Genomic DNA, 19,876 nt, shown 5'->3' on the forward strand with positions numbered 1-19,876 from the left:
GCCGCGAACCCATCATAAGGGGGAAAACTGTTACCTATGTATCCGGTTCAAACTGTTACCCATCTATCGGCTGGACAGCTGTCATTTATGATTTCGCCAATCACCAACGTTACAGAAATTACGCCTAGGTTGCGGCRAGCCACTTCTCCCCGTCACTATACGGGGAGAAGTGGCCGGCAGGGCGATGAGGGGCGGCGCTGACTTCGGCGATTGGGCCCTCTCCGCCGCTGGTTACAAACTTGGCCCCAAGCGACACCCTGCGATCCTAACGTGGCGCGCGCTTGGCCAGTATGCGCTGCAAGGTGCGGCGGTGCATGTTGAGCCGGCGCGCTGTCTCGGAGACGTTGCGCTCGCACATCTCATAGACGCGCTGGATATGCTCCCAACGGACGCGGTCGGCCGACATCGGGTTTTCAGGCGGCGCCGCGCGCTCGCCGGCGGTGCGGGTGAGTGCAGCGAAGATATCATCGGCGTCGGCGGGCTTGGAGAGATAATCGACCGCACCGAGCTTCACCGCGGTCACCGCGGTGGCGATGTTGCCATAGCCGGTCAGGATGATGGTGCGGGAATCCTCGCGCTTTTCGCGGATGGCCGCGACCACGTCGAGGCCGTTGCCGTCGCCCAGCCGCATGTCGACCACGGCGTAGGCGGGTGGATTGGCGCGCGCCTTGGCAACCGCCTCCTCGACGCTCTCGGCCGTCTCGACCACGAAGCCCCTGGCTTCCATGGCGCGGGCCAGACGCGTGAGGAACGGCTTGTCGTCATCGACGACAAGCAGCGAGGTGTCCTCGCCTTCAACCATTGCGCCAATATTCTCGTCGCCTGTCATAGTCTCAAAATTCCTGCTGCCTTAATTTTACGCAAATATAGTTCCTGAGCCCGATTGTCCAATTTTTAGAGGTCCTTCAAGGCTCTCAAGCGGTGTCGAACATGCTGGCCGAAGTGATTTCCGGATTGAGGAACACACCACGCGGCCACGATATCTGTACCATGGCGCCCTCGCCCAGGCCGCTCGAATTGCGGAAATCGAGCACGGCACCGGAGCGTTCGAGCAGGGTCTTGGCGATGAAAAGGCCGAGGCCCAGACCGCCGCCGGTTTCATTGCCCTGGCGCGTCGACATATAGGGCTCGCCGATGCGGTCGATGATCTCGGCCGGAAAGCCGGGGCCGTCATCTATGATCGAGAAGGTGACGGTGGCCTCGTCCCAGCTCCAGTGCACGGTGACGCTTTTGCGGGCGAAATCGACGGCGTTCTCGACCAAATTGCCGAGGCCGTAGATGACGCCCGGATTGCGTCGCCCGACCGGCTCGGGGCCGATGCGTTCGCCGGGCCGAAGCTGGATCGAGATGCCGAAGTCCCGGTGCGGCGCGGTGACCTCCTCGACCAGCGAGGTCAATGGCAATCGCGAAAGATGCGCTTCGCCCTCGGAGGACAGGCTGGTCAGCCGCTTGAGAATCTCGCGGCAACGCTCGCTCTGCGAACGCAACAGCGTTACGTCTTCCCCATATTTCGCATCCTTGCCGAGCGCCTTTTCCATCTCCTTGGCGACAAGCGCGATGGTGGCGAGCGGCGTGCCGAGCTCATGCGCGGCCGCGGCGGCCAGCCCGTCGAGTGCCGAAAGGTGCTGCTCGCGCTGCAGCACCAGCTCTGTTGCAGCGAGCGCATTGGCCAGAAGCCGGGCTTCGGCGGCCACCCGGAAGGCGTATATGGCGGTGAAGGCGATCGAGGACAGCACCGCCATCCACATGCCGGCGACATAGAGAAAAGGCATCGCCAGCGGCGCGTCCTCATGCCAGGGCAGCGGCAGATGGACAAAGACCAGAAAGGTCGCCGCCGACATGACCAGCCCGCCGAGGATGGCGGTCAGGCGCAGGGGCAGCGATGTCGCCGAAATGACGACAGGCACGGTCATCAGCAGCGAGAACGGGTTGGTGAGGCCGCCGGTCATGTAGAGCAGGCCGGCAAGCTGCAGGCTGTCGAAGATGAGGATGCCGAAGGCGGCAAGCGGCGTCAGCCGATGCGCCGCCGGAAAGCGGAAGGCGAGAAACAGGTTCATCCAGGCCGAACAGGCGATCAGGGCAAAGCAGAGGCTGACCGGCAGCGGAAACTTCAGCCCATAGGCGACGACGAGCACCGTCAGGCTCTGCCCGACAATGGCAAGCCAGCGCAACCGGATCAGCGTGTTGAGGCGCAGTCTCTGGCTCTGCTGGAAATCGGGCGAACGCAAAACGTTGATCATGGCCATGAATTACAGCCGCAGGAGGACAAGCGCTAGTAGCGGTGCGCAGTCGGCATTCGCGATTGACCGAAGCCCCCCGACGTCGTCATCCCTGGGCGAAGCAGGAGCGAAGCTCCGTCACAGAGACCCTGGAATGACGAAGTGGTCGATTTTTGCACCAAATTTTCAAGGGAATCCCTCCTGATCCAAGCGGTCCGCCCAAGCTTCCCGAGGCTAGGTGCCTCTGGGTTTTGCGCGGGCGGTGGCGGTCGCGAGCAGCGGGTTTTCCGGCCAGACATGCTTGGGATAGCGGCCGCGCATGTCGGCGCGCACATCGGCCCAGGAGCCGCGCCAGAAGCCGGGCAGGTCGCGCGTCGTCTGGATCGGCCGGTGCGCCGGCGACAGGAGTTCGAGCGTCAGCGGCACGGCGCCATTGGCGATCGAAGGATGGCGGTCGAGGCCGAACAGCTCCTGCACGCGAATCGCCAGCACCGGCCATTCGCCGTCATAGCGGATCGGCACATGGCTGCCCGACGGAGCATCGAAATGGGTCGGCGCCAGCGTATCGATCCTGCGCTGCAGATCGTGTGGCACGAGGCTGGCCAGCCCGGCCGAGACAACGCCCGCATCGATGGCGGCAAGCGATGCCGCGCCGGACAGGTAAGGCAGCAGCCAGTCGTCGAGGCACTCGATGAGGGCGTCATCCGCCATATCGGGCCAGGGCGCGCCAAGGCCGCGATGCAACCAGCCAAGCCGCTGGCGCAGCGTTTGCGCCTCCTTGCTCCAATTCAGCAGCGACAGCCCGTGCTGGCGCACCGCGTCGAGGACGGCGCGGTCGGCGTCAGCACCGATTGGCGGCGGCAGCATGCGTTCGGCAAGCGTGATGGCGCCAAGGCGCACGGTTTCGCGGACGCGCACGGCGCGCTTGTCGCGGTCGAAGCTCGTTTCACGGCGGACCTCGATCCTGTCCGCCAGCGCGGCGCGGACATCGTCCTCGCCGATCGCTGCCGCCGCCGTGATGCGCGCATTCTGTGCCTTGCCCTGCAGGTCGGCGACGACCAGAAACGGCTCGCCCGCCAGCGGATCGGCGGCGTCGAGCATGGCGCCGGAGCCGTTGGCCAGCACGAAACGGCCACGCTCGCCGCGCGCCTTCGCCACCCGATCCGGCCAGGCGTGGACGAGCAGGGGACCGGCTGCCGCAGCTTCGCTGCCCTTCGCCTCGCCAGCCTGCCTCGCCAGCCGTTCGGCGAGCTGCTTGGCGGCTGTAGCGCGTGGCGATTTTTCCCCACGAAAACGCATCAGCCGCCGCTCCAGATCGGCGCCGTCGCCACCAAGGCCGCGTTCGGTGAGCAGCACGGCAAGCATCGCCGCCTCGAAGGCATGGCCGCTGCCGGTTGCCTCGGCAACCATGTGCGCCAACCGCACCGGCAGGGCGAGCTTGCGCATCGCTGCACCCGCGTCCGTCAGGCGCCCCATGTCGTCGATGGCATCCAGCGCGCGTAGTAGCCCCCTTGCCTCATTAAGGGCCGGAACAGGCGGCGGATCGAGAAAAGCGAGCCCTGCCGGATCGGCAACGCCGAAGGCAGCGCAATCGAGCAGCAGTCCGGACAGATCGGCCTCAAGGATTTCCGGCGGCGTGAAGGCGGGGAGTGCAGCCGTCTGCTCGGCCCGCCACAACCGGATGGCGACGCCTGGCTGCGTGCGCCCGGCACGGCCGGCGCGCTGGTCGGCGGAAGCCTTGCTGACGCGCACGGTCTCCAACCGGGTGAGGCCGCTGGCCGGCTCATAGCGCGGCAGCCGCGACAGGCCCGAATCGATGACGACGCGCACGCCGTCGATGGTGATCGAGGTTTCGGCGATCGAGGTGGCCAGCACCACCTTGCGGCGGCCGGCCGGCTGCGGCTTGATCGCCGCGTCCTGCGCCTTGCCGTCGAGCATGCCGTAGAGCGGGACGATGTCGGTATCGGTGCCGACCTTGCCGGCCAGCCGTTCGGCGGTGCGCTCGATCTCGCGCTGGCCGGGCAGGAAAGCAAGCACGCTGCCGCTTTCGTCGGCGAGGGCGGCGCGGATCGCCTTTGCCATGGCGTCCTCGATGGCGATGCCGGCCGGCCTTTCGTCATAGCGGATTTCGACGGGAAAGGCGCGGCCCTCGCTCTCGATCACCGGCGCGCCCGACATGAGTTTGGCGACACGCGCGCCGTCGAGCGTCGCCGACATCACTGCCAAGCGCAGATCCGGCCTGAGCGCCCCTTGCACGTCGAGCGCCAGCGCGAGACCGAAATCGCCGTCAAGCGAGCGCTCGTGGAATTCGTCGAAGATGACAGCCGAAACACCGGGCAGTTCGGGATCGTCGAGGATCATGCGCGCCAGCACGCCTTCGGTGACGACCACGATCCTGGTCTTTGCCGAAATGCGGTTTTCCATGCGCATGGCATAGCCGACGGTGGCGCCAGGTTCCTCACCAAGCAATTCAGCCATCCGGCGGGCGGCGGCGCGGGCGGCGAGCCGGCGCGGTTCAAGCAGGATGATCTTGCCGGCGCCGAGCCAAGGCGCGTCAAGCAGCGCCAGCGGCACCAGCGTCGTCTTGCCGGCGCCCGGCGGCGCCACCAGCACGGCGCTGTTGCCATGGCCCAGCGCTTCCCTCAGCGCCGGCAGCACGGCGGATACAGGAAGCTCCGGCAGGGGTTTTGTGGTCATGGCGCCCGCATATCAGCGGTTACGGCCAAGGCGCAACCAGAGTCGGTTTAAAGCCGGGTGCGCGAAAACGGGTTCCAGCGCACGGTGCCCAGCCGCGCTTCCTCACGAACCATGGTCAAAAGGCCGGCGCCGCCAACGACCGCCAGGCCAACCAGCGACAGCCCGTCCGGATATTCCTGGAAGAACAACGCGCCGAGGATCACCGCCCAGGCGATCTGCGAATAATGCGTCGGCGCGACGCGGTTGGCGGGCGCGTATTTCATGGCCAGCAGCTGCAGGAATTGTCCACCCGCGGTGAAGGCACCGGCCATTGCCAGCCACAGCAACTGCTTTCCGCTGGGAACAGTGAAGGCGGTGGCGGCGGCACCGATGCCGTTGAACAGCAGGCCGCAACCGACCAGCACGCCGAGCATGGTGGTGCGCTTTTCCTGCTGCGCCAGCGAGCGCATCAGGATGACGCTGGTGGCCGCGAGGAAAGCAACGCCGAAGGCGGCAAGATGGCCGAGATTGAGTTCGCGAAAGCCAGGCCGCACCACCAGCATGACGCCGGCAAAACCGGCGACCACCGCCAGCCAGCGCCAGGGGCCGACCTTCTCCTTGAGGATCACCGTGGAGAGAATGGTGACGCAGAGCGGCGCCAGGAAGATCAGCGCATAGGACTCGGCCAGAGGAATGGTGGTGAAGGCGTAGACGCTGAGCACGCCGGAAGCGATGCCCGCCCAGGCGCGCGCCTGCACCGCCCATGGTCTTTTGGTGCGCCAGAAATCGCGCCAGCGTTCGCCCGCAGGTCGCGTGAAGAATAGGAAGAAGCCCGCGAACAAAGTTATGAAAAAGCCGATCTCGAAGATCGTGAGTTGACCGCCCAGGCTTTTGACAACGGCATCGCTGCCCGAATAGCTTGCGTAGGCGATCAGGGCGAGCAGGATTCCGTTCGTCACGTTGTTCCAGTTCCGGGGAGAGAGTGATTTGAAAATCCTGGCGCTCGGTGCCCATCCGGACGACATCGAGATCTTCATGTTCGGTACGATGGCCGCCTATGCCGCGCAAGGCGCAGAGCTCACTTTTGCCATGGCCACGGATGGTGCCAGGGGCGGCACGAGTGATCCCGCTGTTCTCGCTCGTGTCCGTCGCGATGAAGCAACGGCCGCGGCTGCGCTGGTAGGCGCAATGCCACGCTTCCTCGACTTTCCGGACGGCGAGTTGGTGGCCGATGCAGCGCTGATCGGAGCTCTGAAAGCACTGATTGGTCAAACCGGCCCGGATCTGGTGATCACGCATGCGCCCAACGACTATCATGCCGACCATCGCGCGCTGTCGGACGGCGTGCGCATCGCGGCGTCTTTCGCCGTCCCGGTGCTGCATGCCGACACGATGGGCGGCACCGGTTTTTCGCCGACGCACTATGTCGACATTTCCGCCCATGCCGACGTCAAGGCCGAAGCGATCCGAATGCATCAGTCGCAGGATCCCGACCGCTTCGTCGACATCGCGCGGACACAGAACGCCTTTCGCGCCGGCCAGTGCAACGGCGCGCAAGGCTCCTCGGCCGAAGCCTTCCGCTTCGAACCGTCGTTCCCGTTTGCCGATATCCGTATGCTGCTGCCGCCGGCACCGCCGATCCGGAAGGTGATGGTGAGCACCAGAAGGGTCGGTTGAGAAGCCGAGGCGACCCCACGTCCTGGTCACAATCGGCCTGAACAGCTTCGGTAAGCCGACCAGCGAGCCGCGCTTCTCCAACGTTTTCAGACATCGCGATAAGCATGCTGCGGCGCAGCAACGAATTCGCTTGCTTTGTTTAGTAAAAATTGCATCACTAAACAAATTACTAAACATCCGCAGCGTAACCGCGCAGCCATGTTTGGGCCCCTGAGGAGAGGGGTTGAGGGCTTTTTGAAACCGTCATCCGGGCGCGTTTCGCAAATGGGAGGAAGTCATGAAATCGAGCTTGAAACTGGCGTTGGGACTGACCTCGGCGATCACAGCGTCGACAGCCGTCTCGAACGTCGCGCACGCTGAAGACCTGACGCTGTGCTGGGCCGCCTGGGACCCGGCCAACGCGCTTGTCGAACTGTCCAAGGATTTTACCAAGGAAACCGGCATCGGCATGAAATTCGAGTTCGTGCCATGGACCAACTATGCCGACCGTTTCCTCAACGAGCTGAACTCGCACGGCAAATTGTGCGACCTGATCATCGGCGACAGCCAGTGGATCGGCGGCGCTGCCGAGAACGGCCATTACGTCAAGCTGAACGACTTCTTCGACAAGGAGAAGATCAGCATGGACGATTTCGTGCCGGCAACCGTCGTCGGCTATTCGGAATGGCCGAAGAACACGCCGAACTACTGGGCGCTGCCGGCCATGGGCGACGTCGTCGGCTGGACCTATCGCAAGGACTGGTTCTCCAAGCCGGAACTGCAGAAGGAATTCAAGGAGAAGTACGGTTGGGATCTCGGCCCGCCGACCACTTTCGACCAGTTGAAGCAGGTCGCCGAGTTCTTCCAGAAGCGTGAGATCGACGGCAAGACCGTCTACGGCGCCTCGATCTACACCGAGCGCGGCTCTGAAGGCATCACCATGGGCGCCATGGACGTGCTCTACAGCTATGGCTTCCAGTACGAAAACCCCAAAAAGCCCTACGAGATGGAAGGCTTCGTCAACTCCGACAAGTCGGTGAAGGGGCTGGAGTTCTACAAGGCGCTCTATGATTGCTGCACGCCTCCGGGTGCCTCGAACAGCTATATGGGCGAAGGCGTCGATGCCTTCAAATCCGGCCAGGTGGCGATGCACATGAACTTCGCCTTCACGTGGCCGGGCCTGCAGAAGGACGAGAATGTCGGCGGCGACAAGATCGGCTACTTCGTCAACCCGAAGGGGCCTGACGGCGAGCAGTTCGCCCAGCTCGGCGGCCAGGGCATCTCCGTGGTGTCCTATTCCGACAAGCAGGAAGCGGCGCTGAAATACATCAAATGGTTCGCCAACAAGGACGTGCAGGCCAAATGGTGGTCGCTCGGCGGTTATTCCTGCCTCAACGCGGTGGTCAAGGATCCGGGCTTCCCGGCCAGCCAGCCCTACGCGCAGACCTTCCTCGACTCGATGGCCATCGTGAAGGACTTCTGGGCCGAGCCGAGCTACGCCCCGCTGCTGCAGGCCTCGCAGAAGCGTTTCCACGACTATGTCGTCGCCGGCCAAGGTTCGGCCAAGGATGCGCTGGACGGCCTGGTCAAGGACTGGACGCAGGTCTTCCAGGACGACGGTAAGATGTAACTGGGGCAAGATGTAACCCGGCTCCTCCCGAGCTCGACCCATGCGTCCCGTGCCGCCCTTGGCACGGGACGCAGTTCAGATAAATTCCATGACAGAGACGACCAAGTGACCGAAGCAGGACTCACCATGCTCAATCGGACCGCGGAGAACGTTGCCCGGGCGACGCCGGAACCGTTGGCCCGCAAGGTCCGGGGCATCAGCGACAAGGGCCTCGCCTGGCTGTTCATCTCGCCGACGATCCTGTTGCTGCTGGCCATCAACATCTTCCCGCTGTTCTGGGCGATCTATCTGTCGTTCACCAACTACCGCGCCAACCGCCCGAACGAGGTGGTGAAGAACCTCGGCTTTGCCAACTACCAGCGCATCCTCGGCGACAAGGATATCTGGATCGCCATGCAGACGACGGCGCATTTCGTGTTCTGGACCATCCTGCTGCAGACGCTGATCGGCTTCACCCTGGCCTGGCTGATCGACAGGAAGTTCCGCGGCCACGCCTTCTGGACGACGCTGATCCTGGTGCCCATGATGCTGTCGCCGGCGGTGGTCGGTAATTTCTGGCGCTTCCTCTACGAGCCGCAGATCGGCCTGTTCGCCTACGCGATTTCCTTCGTCACGAGGATTCCGCCGACCGATATCCAGATGCTCTCCAACGTGTCGCTGGCGCCCTGGTCGATCATCATCGTCGACACCTGGATGTGGACACCCTACGTGATGCTGATCTGCCTCGCGGGCCTACGCTCCATCCCCGAATACATCTACGAGGCGGCCGAGGTCGACCGCGCCTCCAACTGGCGGCAATTCTGGTCGATCACGCTGCCGATGGCGCTGCCCTTCATCATGCTGGCTGTGCTGTTTCGCGGCATCGAGAACTTCAAGATGTTCGACATGGTCAATCTGTTGACCGGCGGCGGGCCGGGCTCGACCACCGAGGTCGCCTCGATAACGCTGAAGCGGCAGGCTTTCGAAAGCTGGCGCACCGGCTATTCCTCGGCCTTCGCAATCATTCTTTTCGTGGCGGTGTTCGGCCTCGCCAACATCTACGTCAAGGCGCTCAACAAGGTGAAGCAGAGATGAGCCTGACCACAGCCCATTCGGTCGTCGCACCGAGCAGCAACTCGAAACGGATCGCCGGCACGATCATCGTACTTTACGCACTGATCTCGATCGTGCCGCTGCTGTGGATCTTCGCCACCAGCTTCAAAACGCCGCCGGATTCGATCGCCTATCCGCCCAAGATCCTGTTCCAGCCAAGCCTTGAGGGCTACTGCAATCTGTTCACGACGCGGACCCGGCAGACGCCGGAATACATCAACTCGCTGGGCCCGGCGACAGGCTTCTGCGACGAGACCACGCGCAAGCGCAACATGGTGATCGCCGGCCCGTCCAACTTCCTGCCGCGCTTCGTCAATTCGCTGATCATCGCCTTCGGCTCGACTTTCTGCGCCGTCTTCCTCGGCACGCTGTCGGCCTACGGCTTCTCACGCTTCAAGGTGCCGCTCGCCGACGACCTTTTGTTCTTCATCCTGTCGACGCGCTTCATGCCGCCGATCGCCGTCGCCATTCCGATCTATCTGATGTACCGCGAGCTTGGCCTGTCGGACACGGCGCTCGGCATGATCCTGCTCTACACGGCGGTCAATGTTTCGCTGGCGGTGTGGCTGCTGAAAGGCTTCATCGACGAAATCCCGCGCGAGTACGAAGAGGCGGCGATGATCGACGGCTATACACGGCTGCAGGCCTTCTGGCGCACCGTGCTGCCGCAAGCGACGACCGGCATTGCAGCGACCGCGATCTTCTGCCTGATCTTCGCCTGGAACGAGTATGCGTTCGCGGCACTCCTGACCGCGGGCACCGCGCAGACCGCGCCGCCCTTCATCCCAACCATCATCGGCGAAGGCGGCCAGGACTGGCCGGCGGTCGCGGCCGGCACGACGATCTTCCTGGTGCCGATCCTGGTCTTCACCATTCTGCTCCGCAAGCAATTGCTGCGCGGCATCACCTTCGGCGCGGTGCGCAAATGAGCATGACCAAGCCTCAGAAACGCAAGTCGCGCTGGCCGGTCTGGGCCAGGCGCGGGCTGATGGAAAACATCGCCACGGCGCTGATCGCCATCGGCTTCCTGATGCTGTTCCAGCCCTTCGCGCTGTCGCTCTACACCTACTCCTTCATCACCATGCTCGCCGGCACCGTGATGTTCATCATCGTCTCGAAATTCCCGGAATAATCATGGCCGAAATCCGCGTCCAGCACCTGAGAAAGGCCTTCGGCGATTTCGTTGCCGTGCAGGATTCCAACTTCGTCGTCGAGGATGGCGAGTTCTTCGTCATGCTCGGGCCGTCGGGCTGTGGCAAGACGACGACCTTGCGCATGATCGCCGGGCTCGAACTGCCGACCGGCGGCCAGATCCTGCTCGGCGGCGACGACGTCACCATGCTGCGGGCACGCGAGCGCGACATCGCCTTCGTCTTCCAGCTGTTCGCGCTCTATCCGCACATGAACGTGCGCAAGAACATCGGCTTCCCGCTGTTGGCGCAAGGCATGCCTTCGGCCGAGATCCGCACCCGTGTCGAGGAAACAGCAAAACTGCTGCGCATCGATCACCTGCTCAACAAATCCGTCTCCGGACTTGCCGGTGGTGACCGCCAGCGGGTCGCGCTCGGCCGCGCCATCGTGCGGCGGCCAAAATGCTTCCTGATGGATGAGCCGCTCGGCACGCTCGACACCGAATTCCGCGATTTGATGGTCCATGAACTGCGCGAACTGCACAACCGCATCCGTGCCACGACGGTCTATGTCACGCACGACCAGATGGAAGCGATGTCGATGGCCGACAAGATCGCCGTGATGAACCATGGCGTCATCGAACAGTTCGGAAGCCCACGCGAAATCTACGACCGCCCGGCAACCATGTTCGTCGCCGACTTCATTGGCTCGCCGCCGATGAACTTTTTGGGATTTGGCGGCGGGGTCGCCAAGGGCGCCAGGGAGATCATCGTGCAAGGTGCGAAGGTCGCGGTGCCGGAGGTACGAGAGGACATCGCACCCAGCGACATGGCCCTTGGCATCCGCCCGGAGCACATACGCTTCGACGACGCCTCCAAGCTGCGCGGCGCCATCTACGGCACCGAATATCTCGGCACCACGCAGATCGTCGCGGTCGAAACGGCGGACGGTATCATCAAGGCACGCGTGCCGGCCGAAATCCGGCTGTCCACCGGCGACCATGTCGGCCTGACGCTGAGCAGCGCGCGGCTGTCGCTGTTCGAGAAGGGATCGGGCCGCGCAGTGAGAACCGCGATCCACGATGTCGCCTCGGAGCGGAGGACCCAGCATGGCTGAGGTGCACATCAAGAACGCGACCAAGAGTTTCGGCGATCATGCCGCCGTCAACGGCCTCGACCTGCACATAGCAGATGGCGAATTCGTCGTGCTGCTCGGGCCGACCGGGGCCGGTAAGACAACGACGCTGCGGCTCATCGCCGGGTTGGAACGGCCGGATACCGGCACGATCGAGATCGGTGGACACAACGCCACGACGCTGTCGCCGGCCGAGCGTGACACCGCCTTCGTCTTCCAGCAGTATTCGCTCTATCCGCATCTGTCGGTATTCGACAACCTCGCCTTCCCGCTGCGCTCGCCGGCGCGGAAAATGCCGGAGGACCAGATCCGCCGCCGGGTCGAGGAGGTGGCGAAGATGGTGCGCATCCATCACAAGCTCGCCAATCGCTCGACCAAGCTTTCGGGCGGCGAAATGCAGCGCGTTGCCATCGGTCGCGCGCTGGTGCGCAAGCCTTCGATCTATCTGATGGACGAGCCGCTGTCGTCGCTCGATGCCAAGCTGCGCGGCGATCTCAGGCTCGAGCTGAAGCGCATCCAGACCGAACTCGGCGCCACCATGCTTTATGTCACGCATGATCAGATCGAGGCGATGACGATGGCAGACCGCATCGGCATCCTCACCGAGGGCGTGCTGGTGCAGATCGGTTCGCCGCGCACCATCTATTCCGAGCCGGCAAACCTTCATGTCGCGGCAAGGCTCGGCCAACCGGCGATCAATCTTCTGCCGACCGGACTGCTGCCTGATGCCGGCGCGCCAGCCGGGACCAAGACGATCGGCGCGCGCACCGAACATCTTTCGATCGCGAAGGCTGCGAATGGTCATGCCGACGGCGTCGTCGACTGGGTCGAGCATCTCGGTGATCAGAACCATTTGCATGTGACGGTGGGGACCAAGAAACTGGTGACGCTGACCGATCCCGACACGGATCTGGCGCAGGGCGACAAAGTGGTGATCCGCTACCGGGCGCCGCTGTATTTCGGCGCCGATGGACAGCGATTGATGTGAGCGGTTTTCGGTGATTCAGCACCGGTTTTGACTTTGCCAGTATGGGACGAATTCGATGAAGCACTTTTTCAATCGCAGGGAAACGATCGTCACCGAGGCGCTCGACGGCCTGTTGCGGACCATCGGATCAGGCGATCTCGCGCGCCTCGACGGCTATCCCGAGATCAAGGTCATCCTGCGCGCCGACTGGGACAAGACGAAAGTCAGTGTCGTCTCCGGCGGCGGGGCCGGGCACGAGCCGTCCCATGCCGGCTTCGTCGGCAAAGGCATGCTGACGGCGGCGGTCTCAGGCGAGATCTTTGCCTCGCCGAGCGTCGAAGCCGTGCTGGCCGCCATTCGCGCAGTCACCGGCCCGGCCGGCTGTCTGTTGATCGTCAAGAACTACACCGGCGACCGCCTCAATTTCGGCCTGGCCGCCGAGAAGGCGCGCGCCGAAGGATTTCATGTAGAGATGGTGATCGTCGCCGACGACGTCGCGCTGCCTGATATCACCCAGCCGCGCGGCGTTGCCGGCACCTTGTTCGTGCACAAGATCGCAGGCCATCTGTCGGCGGCCGGCCACGATCTGGCATTCGTCGCAACGGCCGCTCGCGCGGCGGCGAAGGATATCGTTTCGCTCGGCATGTCGCTGTCGTCCTGCTCGATCCCCGGCCAGCCGCACGAAGACAGGTTTGGCGAGAACGATGGTGAACTCGGCCTCGGCATTCATGGCGAGCCGGGCGTCGAAAGGATTGCGGTGCAGAGTGCCGACAGACTGGTGGCGATCATGGTGGAGCGCCTCGCGGCACGGCTTGATCCCGAGGCCACCTACGCCTTGCTGATCAACAATCTCGGCTCCGTGCCGCCGCTCGAAATGTCTGTCGTCGCCAATGCGGTGCTTGCATCGCCGCTCGCCAAGACCATCAAGCTGACGATCGGCCCGGGCCCGCTGATGACGGCGCTCAACATGAACGGCTTCTCGCTGTCGCTGATCCGGCTGGATGCGGCGCGCGAAACCGCCTTGCAGGCGCCGGTCGGTCCGCACGCCTGGATGCCGGCAAAGCCGGTTGTTTCACCTGCCGTCGTGCCGATGGCGAAAGCGGCCGGACAGAGCGCGGCACGCAAGCCCAGCCAGGATGCGCGCACGAAGCGTCTAGTCGTCACGGTCTGCGAACGGCTGATCGCGCTCGAAGCGACTTTGAACGGATTGGACGCCAAAACAGGCGACGGCGACACCGGCTCGACGGTGGCGACCGGCGCGCGCAGTGTTCTCGAGCGGCTTGATGCGCTGCCGCTTGCCGAGCCGGCGGCGACCCTTGGCGCGATAGGTGACATTTTGAGCGCCTCGATGGGCGGCTCCAGCGGCGTGCTGCTGTCGATCTTCTTCACCGCCGCGGCGCAAGCTCTGGAGAGCGGCGCAAACCTGGCCAAGGCGCTGCTTGCCGGCCTCGAGCGAATGACTTTCTATGGCGGCGCAAGGATGGGGGATCGCACGATGGTCGATGCCCTGGAGCCCGCCCTCAGAGCGCTCGATGCCAGGAGCGTGGAAGAAGCGGCTGTGGCGGCCCGACGTGGCGCCGAGGCCACCGCTGCCATGGACAGGGCAAAATCCGGGCGGTCCGCCTATGTCGGCAGCAAGCTGCAAGGCGTGGCCGACCCCGGCGCCTATGCAGTGGCCGAGGTTTTCGCGGCGGCGGCCGCGCTGCATGAAGCGGCCTGATTCATGCTCCAGTTGTCGAATGAGCGTTCTTTCGATACTGCGGGCGGCATGGAAACCGGAAATGCGGGTGACATGGCGGCGTTGAACCTTGCCAGGCTGATCGCGGCCGCTGCGGATACCATTGCCGCTCACGCCCAGGAGTTGACGGCGCTCGACCAGGCGATCGGCGACGGCGACCACGGGCTGAACATGAAGCGCGGCTTCGAGGCCGTGCGCGCGGAAGCCGAAGCATTTTCGGCCAAACCGCTGCCCGATGCCTTGAAGGCGATCGGCACCAAGCTGGTGATGACGGTCGGCGGCGCCTCCGGCCCGCTATTCGGCACCCTTTTCCTGGCACTCGGCAAGGAGATTTCAGCGGCGCCTGATCGCGCCAATCTGACGGCGGCGTTCGGCAAGGCGATCGAAGCGGTGGCAGCACGGGGCAAGTCGCAGGTTGGACAAAAAACCATGCTCGACGTGCTGCAGCCGGTGCATGACGCGTTGCTGCAGGGAAAGACGGCGCCGGAAATCGCAGGTATCGCCGATGCGGCCGCCGAGGCGACCGTGCCGATGAAGGCCCGGCGCGGCCGTGCGTCGTTCCTTGGCGACCGGTCGATCGGCCACATGGATGCCGGTGCACGCTCGACCGCGCTTCTGGTGTGCACAATCGTCGAAACGCTGGAAGGTCAGCCATGAGCAATGTCGGCATCGTCATCGTTTCGCATTCGCCGCTGGTTGCCGAGGGCACGGCCGACATGGTGCGGCAGATGGTGGGCGACGAAGTGTCGCTTGCATGGTGCGGCGGAAACGGCCATGGCGGGCTCGGCACCAATGTCGAGGCGATCATGGGCGCCATCGACAAGGCCTGGTCGGAAGCCGGTGTCGCCATTCTGGTCGATCTCGGCGGTGCCGAGACCAACTCGGAAATGGCGGTGGAGATGATCGGCGAGCCACGCTCGCACAAGATCATCGTCTGCAACGCGCCGATCGTCGAAGGCGCGGTGATGGCGGCGACCGAGGCCTCCGGCGGCGCCTCGCTCCGGGAAGTGGTGGCGACGGCACATGAATTGTCGCCGTCGTGAGTGAACGGGAAGTTTGAAGACATGTCCGCATCCGCCGAAGCGACCGTTGTGATCACCCACGAGGTGGGCCTGCACGCGCGTCCTTCGGTGAAGTTCACCAAGCTGGCCAAGAGCTTTGCCGCCGAGGTGGAAATCGCGCTTGCCGCCAACGGCCCCTGGTTCGACGCCAAGAGCATCGTCAAGGTGATGGCGACCAAGGCGCCGAAGGGTACGCTGTTGCACATCAGGGCCAGCGGAGACGGCGCCAATGATGCCGTCGACGCGCTGGTCGAACTGGTGCGGCGCGATTTCGACGAAGGCGCGGACCATGCCCGAACCGCTTAGGATTAAAGGCATTTCGGCCTCGGCCGGTTATGCCGAAGGGCCGCTGTTCGACCTCGACCAGACTGTCGGCTCCTATGTCGGCAAAGAAACAGCCGACGATGAGAAGGCCGCGCTCGAAACCGCAATCGGCATTGCCACGGGCCGTCTCACTGCAATGATCGGGATGGCCGAGGGCGATGCCGCCGACATTCTCGAGTTTCAGATCGCCATGCTGCAAGACGATGCGCTGAGCAGCCCGGCCTTTACCGCGATCCGCTCCGGCCTGCCAGCGGACAAAGCATGGCGGCAAGCGCTTGATACTGAGACTGCCGGCTACGATGCTTCGGACCAGGATTATTTCCGCGCGCGCGCCGCCGACATCCGCGATATCAGGGACCAGGTGCTGCGGGCTCTGTCGGAGGTTGGCAACGTCGAGCCGCCCGCCGGCGCCATCCTCTATGGCGAGGATATCGCGCCGACGCGTTTTCTCGAAACCGACTGGAGCAGCGGCGGCGGCATCGCGCTGAGGGCGGGCAGCACCGCCAGCCATGTCGCCATGCTGGCGCGCTCGCGCGGCGTACCCATGATCGTCGGTCTCGGTGCTTCGCCGGCTCATCTCGCCGGCATCGCCCTGCTCGACGCCGAACATGGCGGCATCGTGGTGTCGCCCTCCAGGACCGAAATCGCCGCTTTTCGGCAATCCTGCGCGTCGTTCTCTGCGCGCCGCAACCGGGCCGGGACATTCCTGGCGCGGCCGGCGGTCACCAAGACCGGCAGGGCGGTGCGGGTGCAACTCAACATCGCCGACCCGTCCGAGGTCGACGGCATCGATATCGCCACCTGCGACGGGGTCGGGCTGATGCGCACCGAATTCCTGTTCGGCAAGACGCTGCCGGACGAGGGGACACAGTATCGCGCCTATCGCAAGGTGCTGGAATGGGCTGGTGACAAACCGGTGACGATCCGCACCGTCGATGCCGGCGGCGACAAGCCGGTGCCCGGCTTCACCATCGAGGAGAGCAATCCGTTCCTCGGCCTGCGCGGAATCAGGCTGTCGCTGGCAAGGCCGGAGGTGTTTCGTGTACAGATCCGGGCACTGCTGCGCGCCGCGGTGCACGGCAATCTGAAAGTGATGTTTCCGATGATCGCCATTGTGGAGGAATACCGACAGGCAGCGGCGATGTTCGCCGAGGAGCAGACCGCACTTGCCGCGCGCGGCATCGCGAGCAAGATGCCGCCGCTCGGCATCATGGTCGAGGTGCCGTCGGTGGCGATCCTGCCGGAAGCCTTTGCTGATGCCGCCTTCTTCTCGATCGGCTCCAACGACCTCACCCAATATGTCATGGCGGCTGCCCGCGACAACTCTGCCGTGGCTCATCTCAATTCGGTCCGTCATCCAGCCGTGCTGCGGCTGATCGCTGCCGTGACCGCGTTTGGCGAACAAGAAAAAATACCGGTCAGCCTGTGCGGCGATGCCGGCGGCGATCCGGCCTCGATCCCGTCACTGCTCGAGGCCGGCCTGCGCGATCTTTCCGTCGCTCCGGCGCAACTCGCCATGGCCAAGGCGGCCATCGCGGACGTTTCTGTCTAGGCGCGGCCAGCATGGTCGACATCAAACCCGAACCTGGCTCCGAGGACGCGATCCGCGCCTACAAGACGATCCTGTCGCACGTCATCGACCAGCGCCCATCCGGCATGCGCCAGCGCCTGGCCGATGCGCTCGGCAAACACCGAAGCTTCGTCACGCAGATTTCCAGTCCTGCCTATTCAATTCCGATCCCGTCTAAACATTTGCCGGCTATATTTTCGGTCTGCCATTTCAGTCCGGTTGAGCGCGATCAGTTTCTCGCCGCCTACCATCAGGCGCATCCGGGGAAAATTTCGGTCGCGGCAGGCATGCGCAAGACGCGGCATGTCTCGCTTGTGGTGCCGGATTTCGGCGACGACAAGCAGAACGCCGCACTCGACAAAGCGGTGAACGACTTTATCCAGAAGATCACCAGCATCACCGGCAAGGGTAGCTGATCGAACTCTTTGTTTTACGCAATTCCGGAAAAAACCGCGACACATTTTTCCTGGAATTGTTTGGAAGGCCTATTTCGGGAGGAGACGATCGTGAAGAAGTTCATGAACTCGGTGGACACGGTGCTGACCGAGAGCCTCGACGGTTTCGTGGCCGCCCATGCCGACATCCTGGTGCTTGGCGACGAGCACAAATTCATCCGCCGCAAGACCTTGCGGCCGGGCAAGGTGGCGTTGATCTCCGGCGGAGGCTCCGGCCACGAGCCGCTGCATGGCGGCTTTGTCGGGCACGGCATGCTCGACGCCGCCTGCCCCGGCCAGGTGTTCACCTCGCCGACGCCGGACCAGATGCTGGCGGCGTCGCAAGCCGTCGACACGGGCGCCGGCTGCCTGTTCATCGTCAAGAACTATGAAGGCGACGTCATGAACTTCGAGATGGCGGCCGAAATGTCGGAAGGCATCCTGCAGATCGTGACCAATGACGATGTCGCCGTCGAGAATTCTTCCTATACGACGGGCCGGCGCGGCGTCGCCGGCACGTTGGTGGTGGAAAAGATCGTCGGCGCGGCCGCGGAACATGGCCTGGCGCTGGCGCCGTTGAAGGCGCTAGGCGACCGCGTCAACACGGCAACCCGCTCAATGGGCGTGGCGCTGACAAGTTGTACCGTGCCGGCGGCGGGCAAGCCGACTTTCGACATCGGTGACGGCGATATGGAGTTCGGCGTCGGCATCCATGGCGAACCCGGTCGTCGGCGCGACACGTTGAAAAGCGCCGATGCGATCGCGCAGGAGATCTGTGCCGCAATCCTGGGCGATCTCGGCGACCGGGCGAAGGGTCCGGCGCTGCTGTTCGTCAACGGCTTCGGCGGCACGCCGCTGATGGAGCTCTATCTGATGTACAACAGCGCGCGCGCGATCTTCGAAAAACACGGCGTGACGGTGACCCGTTCGCTGGTAGGCTCCTACGTCACCTCGCTCGACATGGCCGGCTGCTCGATCACGCTGACCATGCTCGACCACGAGACGACCGCATTCTGGGACGCGCCGGTGCACACAGCAGCGCTGCGCTGGGGCATGTAAAGCTGGCTTCCACCCTGCTTTTCTGCAACATCTTTCCCTTTAATCGCAACATTGTCCGGGTTGATGCTGCCACCGCTTACCCCTGCCGAAGAAAAGCTGCTGCTGCGCTACGCAGATCCGGAAGCGCCGACTGTCGACGTCGATAATTTGCCGGCAAAGACGCTGATGTCGCTGCTCGACAACGCCGAATTCCATGGCGTCCTGCCGATCATGCTGCGCAAGCTCAGCGGCGACGCGCAACTGCCATCGGATCAGGAGCTGGGAGACAAACTGGAGGACCTGCGCCAGAAGGCAACGATCGCCACCGGCCAGTCGATGCTGTTGAAGTATCATGGCGACCGCATCATGAAGGGACTGGCGGCGGACAATATTCCGGCGCGGATCGTCAAGGGGCCGGTCTTCGCGCGAAAGCTCTACCGCAACGTCGCCGACAGGCCGTTCACCGACATCGACATCCTGGTCGAACCCGCCAATCTGGCCAAGGCAAATCGGGTGATCGCGGCATGCGGCTTCGAGCTTGGCAGCAACGAGGCCGAGTCCTACGAATTGCAGGAATTCAAATGGCTCGAAAAGGAGAATTCCAGCCTGCTGGTCGAACTGCATGGCGACCTCGTGCATGACACCGGCATGCGTCGGCGCCTGTCGCTGGGTTTCCCTGAATTGCGCGCCATCGACGGCGACGCGACAGACACACCGGCGGCTCTTCTGACAATCGCCATCGTGCACGCCGCCGGCGGCCACAAATTCCACCGGCTGCAGCTTTGCGTCGACGTGCTGCAAGGCGTGCGGGCGCTGCAATCACCCGAAGCGGAAGCACGCCTCTTCGACGCTGCCCGTACCACCGGCATCGAGCTCGAGTTGGCAATCGTGCTCGATGTGACCGGCCAGTTGTTCGACGAAAGCCGAGCGCTCGACCTCGCCGGCCAGATCAAGCCCGATCTCTCCATACGGCTGGCCAGACGGTTGATCACCACGAATACGCTGCTCGGCGTCAATTCCAGGGATAAGCTTGGTTCGCGCCTACGCCGCGACGCCTTCCGCTGGATCCAACGGCTGGCCAGGGCCAGAGCAATTCCAGGAAAAGTGTGAGACGTTCTCTCCCGGAAAAGCGTCGCGCCATCACCTCAGGTCGGAAAGTGATGGCGCTCTTGGCTTGACCGCTCTGAGTCTTTAGCCTGCGTCGGG

The 19,876-nt window shown here is 63.8% G+C and carries 19 protein-coding genes; 15 read left to right on the forward strand and 4 right to left on the reverse strand.

Annotated elements, in window-relative coordinates; all coding sequences use genetic code 11:
• Positions 1-265 precede the first annotated feature (265 nt).
• The 4 genes from EJ079_RS03755 to EJ079_RS03770 all read right to left on the reverse strand — a co-directional run bounded on the left by EJ079_RS03755 (position 266) and on the right by EJ079_RS03770 (position 5,854).
• Positions 266-829 carry an ActR/PrrA/RegA family redox response regulator transcription factor gene (locus tag EJ079_RS03755; protein WP_013528072.1) on the reverse strand — a complete coding sequence of 188 codons (564 nt, stop codon included), beginning with the start codon at positions 827-829 and terminating at the stop codon, positions 266-268.
• Between the two features lie 85 nt (positions 830-914).
• Entirely contained in the window at positions 915-2,246 is a 1,332-nt protein-coding gene (locus EJ079_RS03760; protein WP_127808125.1) for an ActS/PrrB/RegB family redox-sensitive histidine kinase, read from the reverse strand.
• Between the two features lie 207 nt (positions 2,247-2,453).
• Positions 2,454-4,916 (reverse strand): ATP-dependent helicase HrpB, encoded by a 2,463-nt coding sequence (gene hrpB / locus EJ079_RS03765; RefSeq protein WP_127808126.1) that lies wholly within the window; start codon positions 4,914-4,916, stop codon positions 2,454-2,456.
• Between the two features lie 47 nt (positions 4,917-4,963).
• Positions 4,964-5,854 carry a DMT family transporter gene (locus EJ079_RS03770; RefSeq protein WP_127397038.1) on the reverse strand — a complete coding sequence of 297 codons (891 nt, stop codon included), beginning with the start codon at positions 5,852-5,854 and terminating at the stop codon, positions 4,964-4,966.
• A gap of 28 nt (positions 5,855-5,882) precedes the next feature.
• Here EJ079_RS03770 and EJ079_RS03775 point away from each other — a divergent pair, with 28 nt between their 5' ends.
• The 15 genes from EJ079_RS03775 (at position 5,883) to EJ079_RS03845 (ending at position 19,780) form a co-directional block, all read left to right on the forward strand.
• Positions 5,883-6,572: a PIG-L deacetylase family protein gene (locus tag EJ079_RS03775; protein ID WP_127273168.1), complete on the forward strand. Its 690-nt coding sequence runs from the start codon at positions 5,883-5,885 to the stop codon at positions 6,570-6,572.
• 277 nt (positions 6,573-6,849) lie between these two features.
• The gene (locus tag EJ079_RS03780) at positions 6,850-8,181 is read left to right on the forward strand and encodes an ABC transporter substrate-binding protein (protein WP_027039732.1); all 1,332 of its coding nucleotides are present in this window, start codon (positions 6,850-6,852) and stop codon (positions 8,179-8,181) included.
• Positions 8,182-8,307: 126 nt separating this feature from the next.
• On the forward strand, positions 8,308-9,255 hold the full coding sequence (locus EJ079_RS03785; protein ID WP_032901495.1) for a sugar ABC transporter permease: 948 nt from the start codon (positions 8,308-8,310) through the stop codon (positions 9,253-9,255).
• Positions 9,252-10,202 (forward strand): carbohydrate ABC transporter permease, encoded by a 951-nt coding sequence (locus EJ079_RS03790; protein WP_127808127.1) that lies wholly within the window; start codon positions 9,252-9,254, stop codon positions 10,200-10,202. The genes EJ079_RS03785 and EJ079_RS03790 overlap by 4 nt, the downstream gene beginning before the upstream one ends.
• Positions 10,199-10,405: a hypothetical protein gene (locus EJ079_RS03795; protein ID WP_127320730.1), complete on the forward strand. Its 207-nt coding sequence runs from the start codon at positions 10,199-10,201 to the stop codon at positions 10,403-10,405. Before EJ079_RS03790 ends, EJ079_RS03795 begins: the two co-directional genes overlap by 4 nt.
• A 2-nt stretch (positions 10,406-10,407) precedes the next feature.
• Positions 10,408-11,520, forward strand: coding sequence for an ABC transporter ATP-binding protein (locus EJ079_RS03800; protein WP_127398595.1), 1,113 nt, complete (start codon positions 10,408-10,410; stop codon positions 11,518-11,520).
• A complete protein-coding gene (locus tag EJ079_RS03805; protein WP_127398593.1) occupies positions 11,513-12,526 on the forward strand; it encodes an ABC transporter ATP-binding protein in 1,014 nt (337 codons plus the stop codon). The genes EJ079_RS03800 and EJ079_RS03805 overlap by 8 nt, the downstream gene beginning before the upstream one ends.
• Positions 12,527-12,581: 55 nt before the next feature.
• On the forward strand, positions 12,582-14,225 hold the full coding sequence (locus EJ079_RS03810) for a dihydroxyacetone kinase subunit DhaK (protein ID WP_127808128.1): 1,644 nt from the start codon (positions 12,582-12,584) through the stop codon (positions 14,223-14,225).
• Positions 14,226-14,297: 72 nt separating this feature from the next.
• On the forward strand, positions 14,298-14,900 hold the full coding sequence (gene dhaL, locus EJ079_RS03815) for a dihydroxyacetone kinase subunit DhaL (protein ID WP_127811273.1): 603 nt from the start codon (positions 14,298-14,300) through the stop codon (positions 14,898-14,900).
• On the forward strand, positions 14,897-15,286 hold the full coding sequence (gene dhaM / locus EJ079_RS03820; protein ID WP_127808129.1) for a dihydroxyacetone kinase phosphoryl donor subunit DhaM: 390 nt from the start codon (positions 14,897-14,899) through the stop codon (positions 15,284-15,286). The genes dhaL and dhaM overlap by 4 nt, the downstream gene beginning before the upstream one ends.
• A 21-nt stretch (positions 15,287-15,307) precedes the next feature.
• Positions 15,308-15,610 (forward strand): HPr family phosphocarrier protein, encoded by a 303-nt coding sequence (locus tag EJ079_RS03825; protein WP_127271907.1) that lies wholly within the window; start codon positions 15,308-15,310, stop codon positions 15,608-15,610.
• Positions 15,594-17,180: a phosphoenolpyruvate--protein phosphotransferase gene (gene ptsP, locus EJ079_RS03830; RefSeq protein ID WP_127808130.1), complete on the forward strand. Its 1,587-nt coding sequence runs from the start codon at positions 15,594-15,596 to the stop codon at positions 17,178-17,180. Before EJ079_RS03825 ends, ptsP begins: the two co-directional genes overlap by 17 nt.
• Positions 17,181-17,191: 11 nt before the next feature.
• Entirely contained in the window at positions 17,192-17,614 is a 423-nt protein-coding gene (locus EJ079_RS03835; RefSeq protein ID WP_127328785.1) for a hypothetical protein, read from the forward strand.
• Positions 17,615-17,704: 90 nt separating this feature from the next.
• Complete coding sequence (gene dhaK / locus EJ079_RS03840; RefSeq protein WP_127808131.1) at positions 17,705-18,691, forward strand: dihydroxyacetone kinase subunit DhaK; 987 nt, start codon at positions 17,705-17,707, stop codon at positions 18,689-18,691.
• A 63-nt stretch (positions 18,692-18,754) separates the two neighbouring features.
• Positions 18,755-19,780, forward strand: coding sequence for a nucleotidyltransferase family protein (locus tag EJ079_RS03845; RefSeq protein ID WP_127808132.1), 1,026 nt, complete (start codon positions 18,755-18,757; stop codon positions 19,778-19,780).
• The last annotated feature ends 96 nt before the right edge of the window (positions 19,781-19,876 follow it).

Source organism: Mesorhizobium sp. M7A.F.Ce.TU.012.03.2.1, assembly GCF_004006095.1.
Taxonomy (GTDB): Bacteria; Pseudomonadota; Alphaproteobacteria; order Rhizobiales; family Rhizobiaceae; genus Mesorhizobium.